The organism is Parasphingorhabdus sp., assembly GCF_059726685.1.
The window spans coordinates 1,613,660-1,630,331 of record NZ_AP041068.1; the positions used below are offsets into that span (position 1 = coordinate 1,613,660).

15 protein-coding genes are annotated in these 16,672 nt (G+C 56.0%); all 15 read left to right on the plus strand.

Translation table 11 applies throughout. The features are described 5' to 3' along the window. The first annotated feature begins 51 nt into the window (after positions 1 to 51). The 15 genes from AC6I9Z_RS07985 (at position 52) to AC6I9Z_RS08055 (ending at position 16,615) form a co-directional block, all read left to right on the plus strand. A complete protein-coding gene (locus tag AC6I9Z_RS07985) occupies positions 52 to 702 on the plus strand; it encodes a Gldg family protein (protein WP_461455024.1) in 651 nt (216 codons plus the stop codon). A 316-nt stretch (positions 703 to 1,018) separates the two neighbouring features. Further along, a complete protein-coding gene (locus AC6I9Z_RS07990; RefSeq protein WP_461455026.1) occupies positions 1,019 to 1,507 on the plus strand; it encodes a division/cell wall cluster transcriptional repressor MraZ in 489 nt (162 codons plus the stop codon). Then, positions 1,504 to 2,469, plus strand: a complete 966-nt coding sequence (gene rsmH, locus AC6I9Z_RS07995) for a 16S rRNA (cytosine(1402)-N(4))-methyltransferase RsmH (RefSeq protein WP_461455028.1) — start codon at positions 1,504 to 1,506, stop codon at positions 2,467 to 2,469. The genes AC6I9Z_RS07990 and rsmH overlap by 4 nt, the downstream gene beginning before the upstream one ends. Next, positions 2,466 to 3,068 carry a hypothetical protein gene (locus AC6I9Z_RS08000; RefSeq protein ID WP_461455030.1) on the plus strand — a complete coding sequence of 201 codons (603 nt, stop codon included), beginning with the start codon at positions 2,466 to 2,468 and terminating at the stop codon, positions 3,066 to 3,068. The genes rsmH and AC6I9Z_RS08000 overlap by 4 nt, the downstream gene beginning before the upstream one ends. Further along, positions 3,065 to 4,753 (plus strand): peptidoglycan D,D-transpeptidase FtsI family protein, encoded by a 1,689-nt coding sequence (locus AC6I9Z_RS08005; protein ID WP_461455032.1) that lies wholly within the window; start codon positions 3,065 to 3,067, stop codon positions 4,751 to 4,753. Before AC6I9Z_RS08000 ends, AC6I9Z_RS08005 begins: the two co-directional genes overlap by 4 nt. A 3-nt stretch (positions 4,754 to 4,756) precedes the next feature. Next, positions 4,757 to 6,247, plus strand: a complete 1,491-nt coding sequence (locus tag AC6I9Z_RS08010) for a UDP-N-acetylmuramoyl-L-alanyl-D-glutamate--2,6-diaminopimelate ligase (protein ID WP_461455034.1) — start codon at positions 4,757 to 4,759, stop codon at positions 6,245 to 6,247. Then, positions 6,244 to 7,665: a UDP-N-acetylmuramoyl-tripeptide--D-alanyl-D-alanine ligase gene (locus AC6I9Z_RS08015; RefSeq protein WP_461455036.1), complete on the plus strand. Its 1,422-nt coding sequence runs from the start codon at positions 6,244 to 6,246 to the stop codon at positions 7,663 to 7,665. Before AC6I9Z_RS08010 ends, AC6I9Z_RS08015 begins: the two co-directional genes overlap by 4 nt. Continuing rightward, positions 7,665 to 8,735 carry a phospho-N-acetylmuramoyl-pentapeptide-transferase gene (mraY, locus tag AC6I9Z_RS08020; RefSeq protein WP_109357572.1) on the plus strand — a complete coding sequence of 357 codons (1,071 nt, stop codon included), beginning with the start codon at positions 7,665 to 7,667 and terminating at the stop codon, positions 8,733 to 8,735. Before AC6I9Z_RS08015 ends, mraY begins: the two co-directional genes overlap by 1 nt. Next, positions 8,732 to 10,066 (plus strand): UDP-N-acetylmuramoyl-L-alanine--D-glutamate ligase, encoded by a 1,335-nt coding sequence (gene murD / locus AC6I9Z_RS08025; protein WP_461455038.1) that lies wholly within the window; start codon positions 8,732 to 8,734, stop codon positions 10,064 to 10,066. The genes mraY and murD overlap by 4 nt, the downstream gene beginning before the upstream one ends. Next, positions 10,063 to 11,301: an FtsW/RodA/SpoVE family cell cycle protein gene (locus AC6I9Z_RS08030; RefSeq protein ID WP_461455040.1), complete on the plus strand. Its 1,239-nt coding sequence runs from the start codon at positions 10,063 to 10,065 to the stop codon at positions 11,299 to 11,301. The genes murD and AC6I9Z_RS08030 overlap by 4 nt, the downstream gene beginning before the upstream one ends. After that, on the plus strand, positions 11,298 to 12,497 hold the full coding sequence (gene murG, locus AC6I9Z_RS08035) for an undecaprenyldiphospho-muramoylpentapeptide beta-N-acetylglucosaminyltransferase (RefSeq protein WP_461455042.1): 1,200 nt from the start codon (positions 11,298 to 11,300) through the stop codon (positions 12,495 to 12,497). The genes AC6I9Z_RS08030 and murG overlap by 4 nt, the downstream gene beginning before the upstream one ends. Then, positions 12,494 to 13,900 (plus strand): UDP-N-acetylmuramate--L-alanine ligase, encoded by a 1,407-nt coding sequence (gene murC, locus AC6I9Z_RS08040; RefSeq protein ID WP_461455044.1) that lies wholly within the window; start codon positions 12,494 to 12,496, stop codon positions 13,898 to 13,900. Before murG ends, murC begins: the two co-directional genes overlap by 4 nt. After that, positions 13,897 to 14,814, plus strand: a complete 918-nt coding sequence (gene murB / locus AC6I9Z_RS08045) for a UDP-N-acetylmuramate dehydrogenase (protein ID WP_461455046.1) — start codon at positions 13,897 to 13,899, stop codon at positions 14,812 to 14,814. The genes murC and murB overlap by 4 nt, the downstream gene beginning before the upstream one ends. Beyond that, positions 14,811 to 15,731, plus strand: coding sequence for a D-alanine--D-alanine ligase (locus AC6I9Z_RS08050; RefSeq protein ID WP_461455048.1), 921 nt, complete (start codon positions 14,811 to 14,813; stop codon positions 15,729 to 15,731). Before murB ends, AC6I9Z_RS08050 begins: the two co-directional genes overlap by 4 nt. Beyond that, positions 15,728 to 16,615, plus strand: a complete 888-nt coding sequence (locus tag AC6I9Z_RS08055; protein WP_461455050.1) for a cell division protein FtsQ/DivIB — start codon at positions 15,728 to 15,730, stop codon at positions 16,613 to 16,615. The genes AC6I9Z_RS08050 and AC6I9Z_RS08055 overlap by 4 nt, the downstream gene beginning before the upstream one ends. The last annotated feature ends 57 nt before the right edge of the window (positions 16,616 to 16,672 follow it).

Sequence of the window (16,672 nt, forward strand, 5' to 3'; positions counted from 1 at the left end):
GCAGCTACCAATTTGCAGAACGAGAATTCTGCCCCCGCCAAGATCCAGCTGATGACCAGTCTGCCGATTGTCTGGGGCGAGGGCGCATCCATGACAAGCATCGTTTCCGGCGAAGCGTCTCCGGCCCCGATTTATGCGCATTGGCAGCAGCAACATGATATGACCGCAGTGGACAGTTTTGCCGGGCTGGAAAATTCCGATACCGATCTGATCTTGCTGGCGCAGCCACCTGCAATGGACCCGGCCGACATCGCTGCGGTTGACGCCTGGGTGCGGGCAGGTGGCAAGGCGATTATCCTGACCGATCCCATGCTGGTCTGGCACACGGAATTTCCCATTGGTGACAGGCGCAGACCACTGACGTCCGGTTTACTATCCCCTTTGCTGGGGCACTGGGGCCTGGAATTGCTGGCACCTGATGGTGATGGAGCGGGCGGCGTGGAACTCGAATTTCCCGATGCCAGAATATCAACTGTCGGTATCGGGACTTTCAAGGCCGCGGCAGAGCGTGAAGACAGTCATGCCGACTGTGCGTTCAGCGCTGGCAATGTGATGGCACGCTGTTCTGTCGGCAAGGGGGCAGTGATTATCGTCGCTGACGCAGATTTTCTGAACGATGCCCTGTGGTCAAATGAAACCGGGGACGACACGGGCGATGCACGGGATTTGACGGACAGTTTGATCGCTGATTTGCAAAAATAGACTCGATTCTGGCTTGGCACCTGCTCTGAAGTCCACTTATTTGCCGTGTTTCCAACAACTAATCCGAGTTTTTGCGACGTCTACCGAAAGGGGGGTAAAATAAAAATCAATTAAATCAAATAGATAGAGAAAATACTCCGTAAATTCCCGCAAAATCCCGCAAAATCCCCTTCCATCCCTAGCTCTCCCCTGTTAACCCTGTTCCGTTATCGGGGTAAATTTCCTGTCCGGAATTCTGGTGTTTCGGGAGTGGTTGGCTGCGCGCTTCTCCACACGGGAAAGATTTGCCTTTCGATAGTGTTGAGGGATTGAGGCTGTGTCAGGCAATTACGCTTATTCAGGATCGGGAATTTCCACGATAGACGACAAAGGTCGCCTGTCCGTTCCTGCGTTCCTGCGCAAAGACCTGATCGCCAGCAGCGACGGCCGCTTTCTGTGTCTTGGCAAACATGAAAAATGGGACTGTCTGGTCGGTTTTGGCCTCAGCCGCAAAATCGATATGCTCGCGGAAATCGACAAGGAAGAAGAAATCGCCATTGCGCGTTCTGAACCTTATGACCGCGATGCCGCTGGCGCTCGTAAATTCTCGACCCTGCAGGAGCTCAGCTTCGACGCGAGCGGCCGCTTTGTTCTACCGCCTATGTTGCAAGCGATTGGCGGCCTGAAAGACAATGTCCTCTTTCACGGTATCGGCAAAACATTTTGCCTTTGGGCGCCACAGGCGCTGCTCGACACAACCAACGATGTGCCAGTGGACAAGCGTCTAGTGGAATTTCATCTCAGCGAATTGGGGAAAAAGAAATGACCCCAAATGAAGCGATGTCCCAGACCAAGCCCCATATTCCCGTCCTGCTTGACGAAGTCATCGATGCGCTCGCCATTACCCCGGGCGAAACGCATGTCGATGGCACGTTCGGTGCCGGCGGATACAGCATGGCGCTGATTGCTGCTGGCGCAAAAGTACATGGCTTTGATCAGGATCCTGATGCCATTGCTGGCGGAGCATCATTGGTCGAAGCCTCTGACGGCCAGCTGGTTTTGCACCATGGCTATTATTCGCAAATGGCGGATGTCTTGGAAGGCGAAGATATTGACGGCGTCACACTGGACATCGGTGTCTCGTCAATGCAACTGGATCAGGCAGAGCGCGGATTTTCTTTCCAGAAAGACGGTCCACTCGACATGCGCATGTCGCAAGATGGCCCTAGCGCTGCAGACTTTTTGAACGAAGCGGATGAAGAAGAAATTGCCGATGTCATCTATCGCTATGGCGAAGAACGGCGTTCGCGCAAGATTGCCAAGGCGATAGTCAATGCGCGCCCACTGACCCGCACTTCCGAGCTGGCCAATGTCGTTCGCAAGGCTCTGGGTCAGAAACCCGGCGACAAGAAAGACCCGGCGACCCGGACCTTTCAGGCCATTCGCATCCATATCAACCGCGAGCTTGGCGAACTGGAAGATGGCCTGGTCGCCGCGGAGCGACTGCTGAAACCAGGTGGCCGTCTTGCCATCGTGACCTTTCACAGCCTTGAAGATCGTATCGTTAAAAATTTCCTGCGTGACCGCAGCGGTCAAAAATCCGCTGGTTCACGCCATCTACCCCAAGTTTCCGAAACACGGCCGGCACCCACCTTTCATAAACCAGCCAAACTGGTGCGTCCGGCCGGGGCGGAGCAGGTCTCTAATCCCCGAGCCCGCTCCGCCACCCTCAGATCAGCGGTGCGTTCCGATGCACCAAGCCATGCGAAGACGGGAGGCGTTCAATGAAACTGGCAGTGAAACGTCTTGAAGGTATCGGGTGGCTGGCGCTAGTTTTTCTCGTCGCGATCCTGCTCTATCCCTTGTCTCTCAGCGTGGCCACTTTGCGCAGTGATCTTGCGCGGACCGACAGCAAGATTGTGTCGGTCAAAAAAGAGATCCGCTATCTGGAAACGGAGTTTAGTGCGCGCGCCAATCTGCGGCAGCTGGAGCACTGGAACAAACTGGAATATGGTTATGTGTCTCCCAACGCCTCGCAATATCTGGACGGGGAGCGGGCGCTCGCCAATCTGGGTGGCAAGGACTTGCGCAAGCCGGTTAAAGTGGCCGTTATCAGCACGATGGACAAGGTTCCGCCAGCGGGTATAATTGGTTCGGTCTTTCCAACGGCATCAGCCAAGGTGCGCGATAGCGAGAGCAATGATGCGTCACCCGTCGCGATAAACGGGGAAGATGACAATATCGGAGAAGAGCCCACGGCGGCTGAATTGCGCGAGACAAAAACCGCGCGCGTCGCTGATATGGAGGACAAGCTGCTCGATGACGGGTTGATCAAACAGCTGGCGGCAAGGGCGGATACCGAACAAGCGGGGAGCCGCGCTCAATGACCACTCTTCTGGCAAGCAGCAGAAAGATGCAGTTTTCCGGGAAGAGTAAGGAGGTAGCAGCCAGCGCCCACTTTCGTTTGATGGTGTTGCTGCTCGTATTTCTGGCGATTTTTACGATCATTGTCGGACGCCTGATCAGCTTTAGTATATTGGAGGACGCCAAACCGACACGCATGTCGAGCTCGGCCTTTGTTCCGGCGCGTGGTGATATTGTGGATCGCAACGGTGTTCCGTTGGCCCGTACGATGAAGGGCTACGCCATCCGCGTGGTGCCGGAACGGGTTTTGGGTGACAAGGAATTGCTGGCGCGCCAACTGGCTGATCTGTTTCCTGATACGACAGCGGCAGAATTTCTTTCCAAGCTAAAGGGCTCTCGGCCGACTTACCTTCGCCGCCGCGCGCTGCCCCATGAAGTGCGGCAGGTTCATGCACTTGGCGAGATCGGCATCGAATTTCCACGAGAGAATGAACGGCTTTATCCTCAGCGGGACTTGGCGGCTCATGTCCTGGGTTATGTCAATGCCGATAGCGAAGGCGTTATGGGTATGGAGCGTGCGCTTAATGACCGCTTGAAGGACGAAAGCCTTCGCGGCAAGCCGGCTGCATTGTCGATTGATAGCCGGGTTCAGGCGGCTCTCGAAAGTGAGTTGATGGTCGCAATGACAGCTCACGAAGCGCGCGGCGCTGCGGGTATCGTCCTTGATGTCCACACCGGAGAGGTGATGGCGCTTGCTTCCTTGCCGGTATTTGATCCGAACAAGATCCGCAAAGCGACGATGAAATATCAGAACAATGAAGTGACACAGAGCGTGTTTGAGCTGGGGTCGACTTTCAAACCACTGACGGTCGCTGCTGCGCTTGATGCCGGAACGGTCACCGATTTGGCAGTGCGTTATAATGCTACAGAACCGATTAAGGTTGCGGGCTTTAAGATCAAGGATGATCATGGCCAAAACCGCTACCTCAACGTCCCCGAAACGTTGGTGCATAGTTCCAATATCGTGACCGCTCGACTGGCCGACAATCTGGGTAAGGAGCGCATGGAGCATATGATCCGGCGGCTCGGTTTTGACGAACGACCCCATATCGAGCTGGCAGAGCGTGGAAAGCCGCTCTGGCCACAGCGTTGGGGACGGGTGACTAACATGACGGTGGCCTATGGTCACGGTATCGCGGTGACCCCTCTACACTTGGCGAGTTCCTATGCTGCCCTGGTCAATGGCGGTATCTGGCGGCCAGCGACATTGCTGAAAGTTGAGCCTGGCGAGGAGGCCGAGGGCCGCCGCGTGTTCAAGGCGGCGACCAGTGCACGGATGCGGCAATTGCTGCGGATGATCGTGTCAAACGGAACGGGCCGCAAAGCCGATGCGCCGGGTTACCGGATTGGCGGCAAGACGGGGTCTGCAGAAAAACCGTCCAACGGCGGCTACAACAAGACATCACTTGTTTCGACATTTGCGGCCGCCTTCCCGATGGATAATCCGCGCTATGTCGTGATTGCCATGCTGGATGAACCCAAGGGTAATGCAGAAACCGGGTTCCAGCGAACTGCTGGCTGGACCGCAGCGCCCGTTGTACGCAAGGTCGTTCCACGAATTGGGCCAATGCTGGGCGTCGTCCCGGATGAACACCGCGATGTTGATGTATCGGAGCTAACACCGCTTCTCTGGTCGCCGAAAGGATAGGCGATGAAATTATCTGCTCTTATCGCCGGGCTGAATGACGCGGCATTGGAAAGCGAAGAAGGTGAGGCTCATGTCACCGGTTTTGCGATTGACCATCGCAAGATTGCGCCGGGAAATATATTCGGGGCCTTTCAAGGCACCAAGGTCAACGGCGAGGATTTTATCGAAGATGCAGTCTCTGCCGGTGCGCTAGCCATTGTGGCGCATCCTGATGCTCAGGTTGAAGGCGCTGTCCATATTGCTGCAGAAGAACCGCGACGTGTTTTTGCATTGATTGCGGCCCGTTACTTTACCCCGACACCGCAATATGTTGCAGCGGTCACCGGGACGAACGGCAAGACATCTACTGCGGAAATGACCCGTCAGCTATGGCGTATGGCCGGTTTGAACAGTGCGTCGATCGGCACGCTGGGGGTCACGACAGCTGATGAACAGGTCAAGACCGGGCTGACGACGCCCGACATCGTGACTTTTCTGTCCAACATGTCCGGCCTGGCCCGCGAGGGTGTTAGTCATGCGATATTCGAAGCGTCCAGTCATGGCCTGTCACAATATCGCACCGAAGGTTTGCCTGTGCATGTCGGCGTGTTCACTAATCTCAGCCGCGATCACCTAGACTATCATGGCGATATGGATAGTTATTTCGAAGCCAAGATGCGGCTGTTTGACGAGGTCGTGCAGGACGCTGGTACGGCAGTTATCTGGGCGGATGATGAGTGGTCAGCTCCGGTTATCAAGCGTGCTATGGATCGCGGGCTGAACCTCTTCACCGTTGGCGAACAAGGCACATCGCTGCGCCTCTTGTCACGCACGCCAACCCAATTGGGCCAGGTGTTGATGGTGAAGGCGCAGGGAAATACACACCGCATATCGCTGCCACTGATCGGTGCCTATCAAGCGGCCAATGTGTTGTGCGCCGCAGGTGTCATTCTGTCCACCGGTGGAACAATAGACGATGTGGTTGACCATCTCCAGCGGGTTCAGCCAGTGCGGGGCCGGCTGGAACGCGCTGTCATTACGAAAATCGGTGCACCTGTTTACGTTGATTATGCTCACACGCCTGATGGTTTGCGTGCCGCAATTGATGCACTGCGGCCCCATGTCAAAGGGAAGTTGATTACGATTTTCGGGGCTGGCGGTGATCGAGACAAAGGAAAGCGGCCTGAAATGGGTGAGGTGGCAGCGGAACTGTCCGAGATTGCCATCGTGACTGATGATAATCCGCGTGGTGAGGATCCCGCCACCATCCGGGCTGATATCATGGCGGGTGCACCGGGTGCCCAGGAAGTAGGCGACCGGCGTGCAGCCATCGCACATGCCATTGGGCTAGCGGGAGCCGATGATATCATATTATTGGCTGGCAAGGGACACGAACAGGGTCAGATCATTGGCGATCGCGTCATTCCGTTTGATGATGTCGAAGTCGCCCGGGAATGTGCCCGCGAAGACAGCAATGAAGGCAATGGCGCGCCGCAATCGGAGGCGACGGCATGACCACCCTGTGGAAATCTTCTGCTATTGCCGAAGCGATCGGCGGACAGGCTAGCGCTGATTTTGAAGTCAACGGCGTGGCATTTGATTCCCGTGAAATTGGGCCGGGCGACCTGTTCTTTGCGCTGAAAGGCGAGCAGAGTGACGGGCATCTTTATGTTGACGATATCTATGCGGCTGGCGGAGCGGGCGCGGTCGTCAGTCAGCCGGTCGACGGCCCTCACATATTGGTACCAGACACCACGAAGGCGCTAAACGATCTGGCCATCGCATCGCGGGCCCGCACCGATGCGAAGATTATTGGAGTTACGGGGTCGGTCGGCAAGACCGGCACCAAAGAAGCCCTTTTTGCAGCCTTGAACCGTGCGTCCATGGGAAAGTCCCATCGGTCGGTGAAAAGCTACAATAACCATGTTGGCGTTCCGCTGAGCCTGTCGCGTATGCCGGCGGAATGCCAATATGGAGTTTTTGAAATGGGTATGAACCATGCGGGTGAACTGTCGCAGCTCACGCGTTTGGTGCGGCCCGATGTTGCGATCATCACCGCGATTGCGCCAGCCCATATTGGGCACTTTTCCGGTGTGGAAGCGATAGCCGATGCCAAGGCCGAAATTTTCCAGGGTTTGACCCACGAGGGGACTGCCGTCATTCCCCGCGATAGCGATCATTATGAGCGGCTTCGTAAAGCTGCCCTGCGTTGCACCAAGAAGATCGTGACTTTTGGCTTTGATGAACAGTCCGATGTGCGAGCCATAGATGTTGTCCCGGCCCAAGGCGGCGGCTCGCTGGTAACAGCCAGTTTTCGCGACGATGGTGACGGGGATCGCAGCCTGTGTTTCACGGTTGCAGAACCGGGCAAGCACTGGGTGTCCAATGCGCTCGCCATATTGGCAGCGGTTCGTGCAGTCGGCGGCGATCTGGCGGCGGCTGGTCTGGCACTGGCAGAGCTACAGGGCCTTGATGGTCGCGGCAGACGCCATCAGATTGAACTTAAAAATGGCGGGCGAGCGCTGTTGATTGACGAAAGTTACAATGCGAATCCCGTGTCGATGAAAGCCACTTTGGGGCAGTTGGCGCGCGAAAATTGTGGTGGCAAAAAAATCATCATTCTGGGCGCAATGGGCGAGCTGGGAGACAAAGCGCAAGCATATCACGAGGCGCTGGCCGAAGACATCATCGCCTCTGGTGCACAGGCCGTCATATTGGTTGGCGACGAGATGGCCCATGCGCAAGCTCGGCTGGAACAATTATCGTCGGAAAAACTTGATCACGCTCTCAAAATATCTCATGTCGCGGGTTCTTCGGAAGCGCTGGCTGCAGTCGCAGGGGAAATCAGTGACGAAGACATCCTTCTTATCAAGGGGTCAAATTATCTGGGGCTTTCCAAGGTCGTATCGGCTTTGGTGAGCGGGGAGTTTTAATGTTTTATCTATTGGCACAATGGCTTGAATTTGAAGGCCTATTCAATGTCTTTCGCTATTTGAGTTTCCGTTCAGGCGCAGCGGTTGCAACCGCGCTGTTCATTGGCATGCTGATTGGACCAAGATTCATCAACATGCTGCGGATGAAACAGGGCAAGGGTCAGCCTATCCGTGAGGACGGGCCGATTACGCATCTCAAAAAAGCAGGCACGCCGACCATGGGCGGCCTGATGATTTTGCTTTCGGTAGTTATCTCCACTTTGCTTTGGATGGACCTGAGCAATATTTTTGTCTGGGTCTGTATCTTTGTGACGCTGGGTTTCGGAGCGATAGGCTTCATGGATGACTACGACAAAGTCAGCAAAGCCAGTCACAAAGGTGTTCCCGGGCGAGTCCGGTTGTTGATGGAATTCGTCGTTGCCGGTTTTGCAACCTGGATCATTGTTCAACAGGTTGGCACCAATCTCTATGTTCCGTTTTTCAACGATGTGCAGGTCAATCTCGGGTGGTTCTATTTCCCCTTTGCCATGTTTGTCATCGTCGGCTCGGGCAATGCGGTGAATCTGACCGACGGGCTTGATGGTCTGGCGACGATGCCGGTGGCGATTGCAAGTGCGACCTTTTTGATTCTCGTATACATGTCGGGCAACGCGGTTTTCTCGGAATATCTCGGTATTCCTTTTGTAGCAGGTGCGGGTGAGCTCGCCATTTTCTGTGCCTGTATCATCGGAGCCTGTCTGGCGTTTCTCTGGTTTAACGCACCGCCAGCTGCCGTGTTTATGGGCGATACCGGCAGCCTGGCCCTTGGCGGGGCGCTCGGTGCGATTGCTGTTTCAATCCATCATGAAATTGTCCTCGCCATTGTCGGTGGACTTTTTGTACTCGAGGCGGTCTCGGTCATCGTTCAGGTCTTCTTCTTCAAACGGACCGGTAAGCGGGTTTTTCGCATGGCGCCGATTCATCACCATTTCGAACAGCTTGGCTGGTCTGAATCCACTGTCGTGATCCGTTTCTGGATCATCAGTCTGGTTCTGGCGTTGGCCGGCCTCGCAACACTCAAACTCAGATGATGCGTTCGTCCGCCTTTGCCAACAAAAGCTATGCCATTTTGGGCCTGGCACGATCCGGCATGGCGACACTTGACGCACTGCACGCCAGCGGTGCGAGAATATTGGCATGGGACGCGCGGGAAGAATTGCGCGAAGCGGCGAATGACAAGGCCATTATCGCCGATCCTATGGAAGCGGACCTCAGCGACTATGATGCGATAGTCGTGTCACCCGGTGTGCCGCTGAACACCCACCCGATCCGTGACAAGGCCGCCGATGACGGTGTGCAGATTATCGGTGATATCGAATTATTCGCGCAGGCACGGCGGTCTCTGCCGCCACATCGTGTCGTCGGGATTACAGGCACTAACGGGAAGTCCACGACGACCGCGCTTTTGCATCATATCATCCAGAGCGCAGCCCTGCCGACGCATATGGGTGGGAATATTGGTGTACCGATCCTTTCACAGGAACCCTTGGCGGCGGGCGGTGTCTATGTGCTGGAACTGTCCAGCTATCAGATTGATCTGACACACAGCCTGGATTGCGATGTGGCGATGTTGCTCAACATCAGTCCGGACCATCTTGATCGCTATGACAGTTATGATGCCTATGCCGCGGCCAAGGTGCGCCTGTTCGACATGATGGACCCGGACCATGTTGCTATTTTCGGCAGTACAGATGAAAAAACACAGCTTGCCCTGCAGCTCATTCGTGCTGAAGGCCGGGTGAAAAACATTATGGATAGCAGTGCTTTCTTTCTGGAAGGGCAGGAGAACTGGCCATCCTTACAGGGGCCGCATAATTTGGAAAATGCGGTCGCAGCAGTGGTCGCCGCAGAAGTGCTGGGCATAAAGGAACACCAATGGCGTCCCGCGCTGGCGAGTTTCAAGGGCCTGCCGCACCGGATGGAACGGATGGCCGAGGCCGAAGGCGTGCTGTTTGTAAATGACAGCAAGGCAACCAACCCGGCTTCTACCGGCCCGGCACTTGGCGCCTATCCTAAAATCCACTGGATCGTCGGTGGATTGCCCAAGAGTGATAGTCTTGAAGAGTGCGAATCCTATTTTGGTAACGTGGTCCAGGCTTACACAATTGGTGATGCCGGGCCGATGTTTGGTGAATTGCTTGCGCCGCATATGCCCGTTGATCCTTGCGAGATGATCCTGACCGCCGTGCAGCATGCAGCAGCCAATGCCAAACCGGGCGAAGTGGTTTTGCTATCACCGGCCTGTGCCTCGTTCGACCAGTTCAAGGATTTTGAAGCGCGCGGCGAGTGTTTCCGCAACGCGGTAGAGAGTGTCATCGAAAATAATCTAATCGGAACAGCGGCTGGGGGCAGTATAGAATGACCGATGGAACAACCTCTAAGGGTCCGTTGCCGGAAATTGCGGCAGGCCTGAAAAAGAAACGTTTCCAACTGGAATCACGTCTGGGGCGTAGTGACCGTTCGCCATTGGCAATCTGGTTCTGGGAACTGGACCGGGTGTTGCTGGCGTTGATGTTGACGCTGATAGCCATTGGCCTGATCGCCGTCGCGGCAGCATCGCCGGTATCTGCGTTGAAGCACAGCACCTCGGCGGTTTCGCTTGACCCGCTTTACTATTTCTATCGTCAGCTCGGTTGGGTAATAGTGGGTGTTCCCATAATGCTCGTGGTGTCAATGCTACCCAAGGAACAGGCGCGGCGCTTTGCGATTATCGCAGGGGTGGCCGCCTTTGCTCTGCTGTTTCTGGTGCCGGTTTTCGGAAAGACGGTTAACGGTGCACAGCGCTGGATCGGCTATGGTTTCGCCACGGTCCAGCCGGGAGAGTTTCTCAAACCTTTTTATGCCGTTTCGCTGGCCTGGCTGCTTTCCTTGCGGGTCAAGGATCCTTCACTTCCGGTAATATCGCTGTCTTTCGTGCTAACCGGGGTGATTGCCCTGCTCTTGATGATGCAGCCAAATCTTGGCCAAACACTGATTTTTTGCGGTATCTGGTTTGTATTGATGATGATCTCAGGCCTCTCGGCGCGTCTGATTGCGGCGATCAGTATGGGCGGGATCGGCGGATTGGTCGGGGCCTATTTTCTCTATCCGGTGGCGACACAGCGGATCAATACCTGGCTCTTCGGGGGCGATGAATTTGATCAGGTGATGCTGGCGCACAAGGCACTGACCGGTGGCGGCCTGCTGGGCACAGGCCCCGGTCTTGGTACCGCGAAGTTCAAACTGCCGGAAGCGCATACCGATTATATTTTCTCGGTCATTGGCGAAGAATTCGGGTTGCTCGCGTGCGTTGCGATCGCGCTGGTCTATCTTGCCATTGTGGTACGGGTATTCCTGCGCCTGCTCGATGAGGAGGATAATTTCATCATCCTCGCCGTCGCCGGTCTGACGGCGCAATTTGGTGGGCAAGCACTGATCAATATGGCGGTGAACCTGCAGCTTTTTCCTTCCAAGGGTATGACATTGCCGCTGATCAGCTATGGCGGCTCCTCTTTTCTGGCCCTGTCGCTCGGCGTTGGACTGCTGCTGGCCTTTACACGCAGAAATCCCTATTTAGATCGCTCACTTTATGTCACAAATGGGATGGTGACCAAATGAGCTTTACGAAACATTATGTTCTCGCCGCCGGCGGTACGGGCGGCCACATGATTCCCGCCTATGCACTGGGCAAGGAACTGGTCCAGCGTGGCCATCGTGTGGCGCTGATCACTGATGAGCGCGGCGAGAAAATTCCAGGCATGGTTGATGACGGTCAGGTGCATGTGCTGCCCGCGGGTCGGATCACCAAAGACCCGCGCGGTTGGCTATCGGGCGCGCGCGCGATCCTGAAGGGTCGCAAGATGGCGATGCAGCTTTATGATACGTTTGAGCCGTCCGCCGTTATCGGCTTTGGTGGCTATCCGGCCTTTCCGGCGCTGTTGGCGGCAAACCGCAAGAACATCCCTACAATCATCCATGAACAAAATGCCGTGCTGGGCCGGGTCAATCGGTTGGCGGCGCGCTCGGTTAATGCGATTGCCACGTCCTATCCCGATATCCTGAAGCTGAAACCGAAATATGAGGAAAAGGTCCATCTGGTCGGAAACCCGGTACGTGAAGAGGTTATCGCGCTGCGCGAGGAGCCCTATCCACCACTTACGGAGGAAGGTATTTTCCGCGTGCTGGTCACCGGTGGCAGTCAGGGGGCAACCATTCTTTCGGATGTCGTGCCAGATGGTCTGGCGCTATTGCCTATGCACTTGCGCCGCCGTTTGCAGGTTACCCAGCAATGTCGCGAGCAGGACATCGAGCGGGTCCGCGAAAAATATGCCGAACATGATATTCCGGCCGAACTGGCTACTTATCTGCCAGACCTGCCGCAGCGCCTTGGTTGGTCGCATCTGGTAATCGGGCGCGCAGGTGCGTCGACCATCGCCGAGCTGACAACTGCAGGACGTCCGGCGATCCTTATCCCGCTGCCGATTGCGACAGATGACCATCAGACCCAAAATGTCCGCGAGATGGTTGCCGCCGGCGGTGCACGTGCGATTGCACAGCCACAATTTACGGCCAAGGAACTGGCCAAGCAGATGCAGAAAATGGCCCTTGGCCCCGATGCACTTCAAAATGCGGCGCGTTTCGCACGGAAATGCGGTCGACCCGATGCGGTAGGCGACCTTGCTGATCTCGTTGAAAGCATTGGTACATCGCCACTTTCCAAGACCCTGAAAGTCAAAAAAGACGTGCTGCAGATCGCTCCCAATCCAGGTCCCGCACTGGCCAGCACCGCCCTGCCGAAAGAGACCGTCCAGTGAAAGGTGTTGGTACAGATATTGGAACAATCCATTTTGTCGGCATTGGCGGGATTGGCATGTCCGGCATTGCCGAGGTCATGCATAATCTTGGCTATCAGGTGCAGGGCTCTGACATAGCCGAAAGCTATATCGTCGAAGGGCTGCGCGCCAAGGGTATCAAGGTGATGATCGGCCAGAATGGCGAGAACGTCGTCGGGACGGCAGTGGTGGTCACATCTACCGCCGTGAAACGCGGCAATCCCGAAGTGGAAAAGGCACTGGAAGACCGCATTCCGTTGGTCCGGCGGGCGGAAATGCTCGCGGAACTGATGCGGCTGAAGCGGACAATCGCGATTGCTGGCACGCATGGAAAGACCACCACCACCTCGATGGTCGCGGCGATGCTGGATGCTGGCGGAATTGATCCGACCGTGATCAATGGCGGCATCATCAATAGCTATGGTTCCAACGCGCGTCTGGGAGACAGTGAGTGGATGGTCGTTGAGGCTGATGAAAGCGACGGCAGCTTTCTGCGTCTCGATGGGACGATTGCGGTTGTTACCAATATCGACCCCGAACATCTCGATCATTATGGCAGTTTCGATAAGATCAAGGACAGCTTTGTCGAGTTTATCGAGAATGTGCCCTTTTATGGTGCCGCGATCCTGTGTCTTGATCATCCCGAAGTACAGGCGATCCTGCCGCGCATTCGCGACCGGCGGCTGATCACCTACGGTTTTTCCGCGCAGGCCGATGTGAAGGGTGTCAATGTCACGCCAATCCCGGGCGGTAATCGTTTTGACGTTATGGTTCGCGACCGCGATGGCGAGACGCGAACGATTGACGGCATCACGCTCCCCATGCCGGGGCGGCACAATGTCGAGAATGCGATTGCAGCGGTCGCAGTCGGCCTCGAAATGGGGATGACCGACGAACAGATTGCCAGCGGCTTTGACCATTTTGGCGGCGTGAAACGGCGCTTTACCAAAGTGGGTGAAGTGGACGGTGTTTCGATCATCGACGATTACGGCCATCACCCGGTCGAAATCCGCGCCGTGCTCTCCGCAGCTCGCGAAGGCGCAGAGGGCCGCGTCATCGCGGTGGTCCAGCCGCATCGCTTCACCCGGCTGCGCGATCATATGGAAGATTTTCAGCAAGCGTTTAATGACGCTGACATGGTCTATGTCACGCCGGTCTTCGTTGCCGGTGAAGAACCGATTGAAGGCGTGGATAGCGAAGCTCTTGCCGCGGGCTTGCGCAAACGCGGACATAGGGTTGCCGAAACCGTTGCAGATGAAGCGGATTTGACGAGGCGACTTGCCGAGGTGGCGGAAGACAAGGACATGATTGTCTGTCTGGGCGCCGGTGATATTACCAAATGGGCGGCCGGTTTGGCCGATGGAATAAAGGCCGCACGGTCATGACGGTCGCGACAGCCCTTCCCGACACACGCGGCAAGCTGACGGCCGAAGCGCCGCTGGCACCGCTAGTCTGGTTCAAAAGCGGCGGTCCCGCAGAGTGGTTGTTCGCGCCCAAAGATGTGGAAGACTTGCAGCAATTTCTCCGCGACCTCGATCCCGCCATTCCCGTCTGGCCCTTGGGGCTAGGATCCAACCTTATCATTCGTGATGGTGGAAAACGTGGTGTGACTATCCGTCTGGGCAAGGCGTTTGCCGGGATTGAAACCGTCGGCAAGGGACGGTTCGGAATTGACAATGCACTGATCTGCGGTGCCGGCGCGCCGGGAATTTCCGCTGCCAGTATGGCACGCGATCATGGCATTGCAGGCATGGAATTCTTGCGCGGTATTCCGGGCACAATTGGCGGTGCCGTCCGGATGAACGCCGGTGCTTATGGCCGGGAAGTCTGTGACATATTGGAAAGCGCGGACGTTGTCCTGCGAACTGGCGAGCTGAAAACCATTGCGCTGGCGGACATGGGATATACCTATCGCCATTCTGAATTGCCGGAAGGGGCCATCGTGGTCAGCGCAACACTTCGAGGAACCGATGGAGATCCGGAAATAATCGGAGCCGAAATGAAACGCATTGCCGATGAGCGTGAAGCATCACAGCCACTGCGTTCCAAAACCGGCGGTTCGACCTTCAAAAACCCCGAAGGCCACAAAGCCTGGCAACTGGTCGATGAAGCCGGTTGCCGCGGCCTGCAAATCGGTCAGGCGCAAGTATCGGAAAAACACTGCAATTTCCTGCTCAATCTCGGCGGAGCGACCTCGTCAGATATCGAGGCTTTGGGGGAAGAAGTACGGCGACGGGTGAAGGATCATAGTGGCGTGGACCTGCAATGGGAGATACAGCGCGTGGGGGACGAAGCATGAGCGATAAACTCCATGTAGCGGTATTGATGGGCGGCTGGTCAGCCGAACGCGAGGTTTCGCTGATGAGCGGTAACGGCGTGGCCGATGCGCTTGAGAAAAATGGCCATAAGGTGACTCGCATCGACATGGATCGCAATCTGGCGTTGGTGTTGGACGCGGTAAAACCAGATGTCGTGTTCAACGCGTTACATGGTTGCCCCGGCGAAGACGGCACGGTGCAGGGCATGCTCGATCTGATGCAGATTCCCTACACGCATAGTGGCCGGGTAACCTCCGTCATTGCCATCGACAAGGAATTGACCAAACAGCAACTGGTACCAGCCGGTATCCCCATGCCGGAAGGCAAGATGGTCAAGAGCGCCGAGATTTTTGAAGCTGATCCATTGCCGCGGCCTTACGTGTTGAAACCTGTCAACGAAGGCTCGTCCGTGGGCGTGGCGATCGTCACCGATCAGGGCAATTACGGCAATCCGATAGGCCGCGACGTATCCGGCCCGTGGCAGGAATTTGACGAACTGCTCGCCGAACCCTTTATCAAGGGACGCGAGCTGACAACCGCGGTTGTTGGCGGCAAGGCACTATGCGTAACTGAGTTGAAACCCAAAGCCGGTTTTTACGATTACGACGCCAAATATACCGAAGGCCTGACTGAACATATCTGTCCGGCAGAGATTCCGACGGAGATTGAAAAACTTTGTCTCGATTATGCGTTGCGCGCGCATCAGGTTCTGGGTTGCAAGGGAACGTCGCGGACGGACTATCGCTGGGATGATGAATTGGGTGCGGACGGCTTGTTTGTACTGGAGACCAATACCCAGCCCGGGATGACACCGCTCAGTCTTGTGCCGGAACAGGCCAAGCAAATGAGCATAAGCTATGAAGAACTGGTCGAAATGATTGTGAGGGAAGCGCTATGACAGCAGCATCAGTCAGGCGGACAAATAAAAAGTCCAAGGGTAAACCCCGCAAGGTGAACAAGAAAAAAGTCCGCCAAGTGTCGATCTTTGACAAGATCCTCCGCGCCATGCCGGTGACCGAGGCACAGGTACAGAAAAGTCTGACCTGGGGATTGGTCGGCGTGTTCGTGTTGGGCGCCTATAGTGTCGCTCACTATACCGGTATCAACGAGCGGATCAGTAGTCAGATTGCAACCTCTGTCGGTGCCGCAGGATTTGAGGTGAAGCGGGTTGAAGTCACTGGTGTCAACCGGATCGATGAACTGAAAGTTTACGAAATCACCCTGGCCCAGAAAGACCGTTCCATGATGCTGGTCGATATCGATCAGGTACGCGACGATTTGATGGGCAATGGCTGGATCAAGGACGCGCGGATCTCACGCCGCTTGCCCGACACGTTGGTGGTCGAGATTGTCGAGAGAGAACCCGCAGCGGTTTGGCAGCGAGATGGCAAATTGTCCCTGATCGACCAGACCGGATATCCGTTGCAACAGATACAGCCGGAAGAAATGCCGGACCTGCCCGTGATCGTGGGCAAAAAAGCCAATAAACGCGTGCCGGAACTCACCAAGCTACTGGACGTTGCACCGGCACTTAGTCCGATGGTGACAGGCGCGACCTGGATCGGTAATCGCCGCTGGAACCTGGAATTTGAGAGCGGAGAAACATTGGCCTTGCCGGAAGGCGAAGAGACAGCAGCGGCGGCGCTGTTAAACTTTGCCCGGATGGACGGGGTTAATCGCTTGTTGGGACGCGGGGTCGTGCATTTTGACTTGCGCGATACGGAGCGCGCTTATCTCCGGATGCCGCCGAAGGTAGAGACATCGCCGGAACCAGAGGGTTAAACAACACGCTATCGATTGGGGGCACCATGAGGCAGCAAAAAGGATATAAGGGAACAG

What these genes read in the sequence shown, in the direction of transcription:
- AC6I9Z_RS07985 (WP_461455024.1), top strand. Translation starts at nt 52, where the DNA reads ATGACCAGTCTGCCGATTGTCTGGGGCGAGGGCGCATCCATGACAAGC.
- rsmH (WP_461455028.1), top strand. Translation starts at nt 1,504, where the DNA reads ATGACCCCAAATGAAGCGATGTCCCAGACCAAGCCCCATATTCCCGTC.
- AC6I9Z_RS08000 (WP_461455030.1), top strand. Translation starts at nt 2,466, where the DNA reads ATGAAACTGGCAGTGAAACGTCTTGAAGGTATCGGGTGGCTGGCGCTA.
- AC6I9Z_RS08005 (WP_461455032.1), top strand. Translation starts at nt 3,065, where the DNA reads ATGACCACTCTTCTGGCAAGCAGCAGAAAGATGCAGTTTTCCGGGAAG.
- AC6I9Z_RS08010 (WP_461455034.1), top strand. Translation starts at nt 4,757, where the DNA reads ATGAAATTATCTGCTCTTATCGCCGGGCTGAATGACGCGGCATTGGAA.
- AC6I9Z_RS08015 (WP_461455036.1), top strand. Translation starts at nt 6,244, where the DNA reads ATGACCACCCTGTGGAAATCTTCTGCTATTGCCGAAGCGATCGGCGGA.
- mraY (WP_109357572.1), top strand. Translation starts at nt 7,665, where the DNA reads ATGTTTTATCTATTGGCACAATGGCTTGAATTTGAAGGCCTATTCAAT.
- murD (WP_461455038.1), top strand. Translation starts at nt 8,732, where the DNA reads ATGATGCGTTCGTCCGCCTTTGCCAACAAAAGCTATGCCATTTTGGGC.
- AC6I9Z_RS08030 (WP_461455040.1), top strand. Translation starts at nt 10,063, where the DNA reads ATGACCGATGGAACAACCTCTAAGGGTCCGTTGCCGGAAATTGCGGCA.
- murG (WP_461455042.1), top strand. Translation starts at nt 11,298, where the DNA reads ATGAGCTTTACGAAACATTATGTTCTCGCCGCCGGCGGTACGGGCGGC.
- murB (WP_461455046.1), top strand. Translation starts at nt 13,897, where the DNA reads ATGACGGTCGCGACAGCCCTTCCCGACACACGCGGCAAGCTGACGGCC.
- AC6I9Z_RS08050 (WP_461455048.1), top strand. Translation starts at nt 14,811, where the DNA reads ATGAGCGATAAACTCCATGTAGCGGTATTGATGGGCGGCTGGTCAGCC.
- AC6I9Z_RS08055 (WP_461455050.1), top strand. Translation starts at nt 15,728, where the DNA reads ATGACAGCAGCATCAGTCAGGCGGACAAATAAAAAGTCCAAGGGTAAA.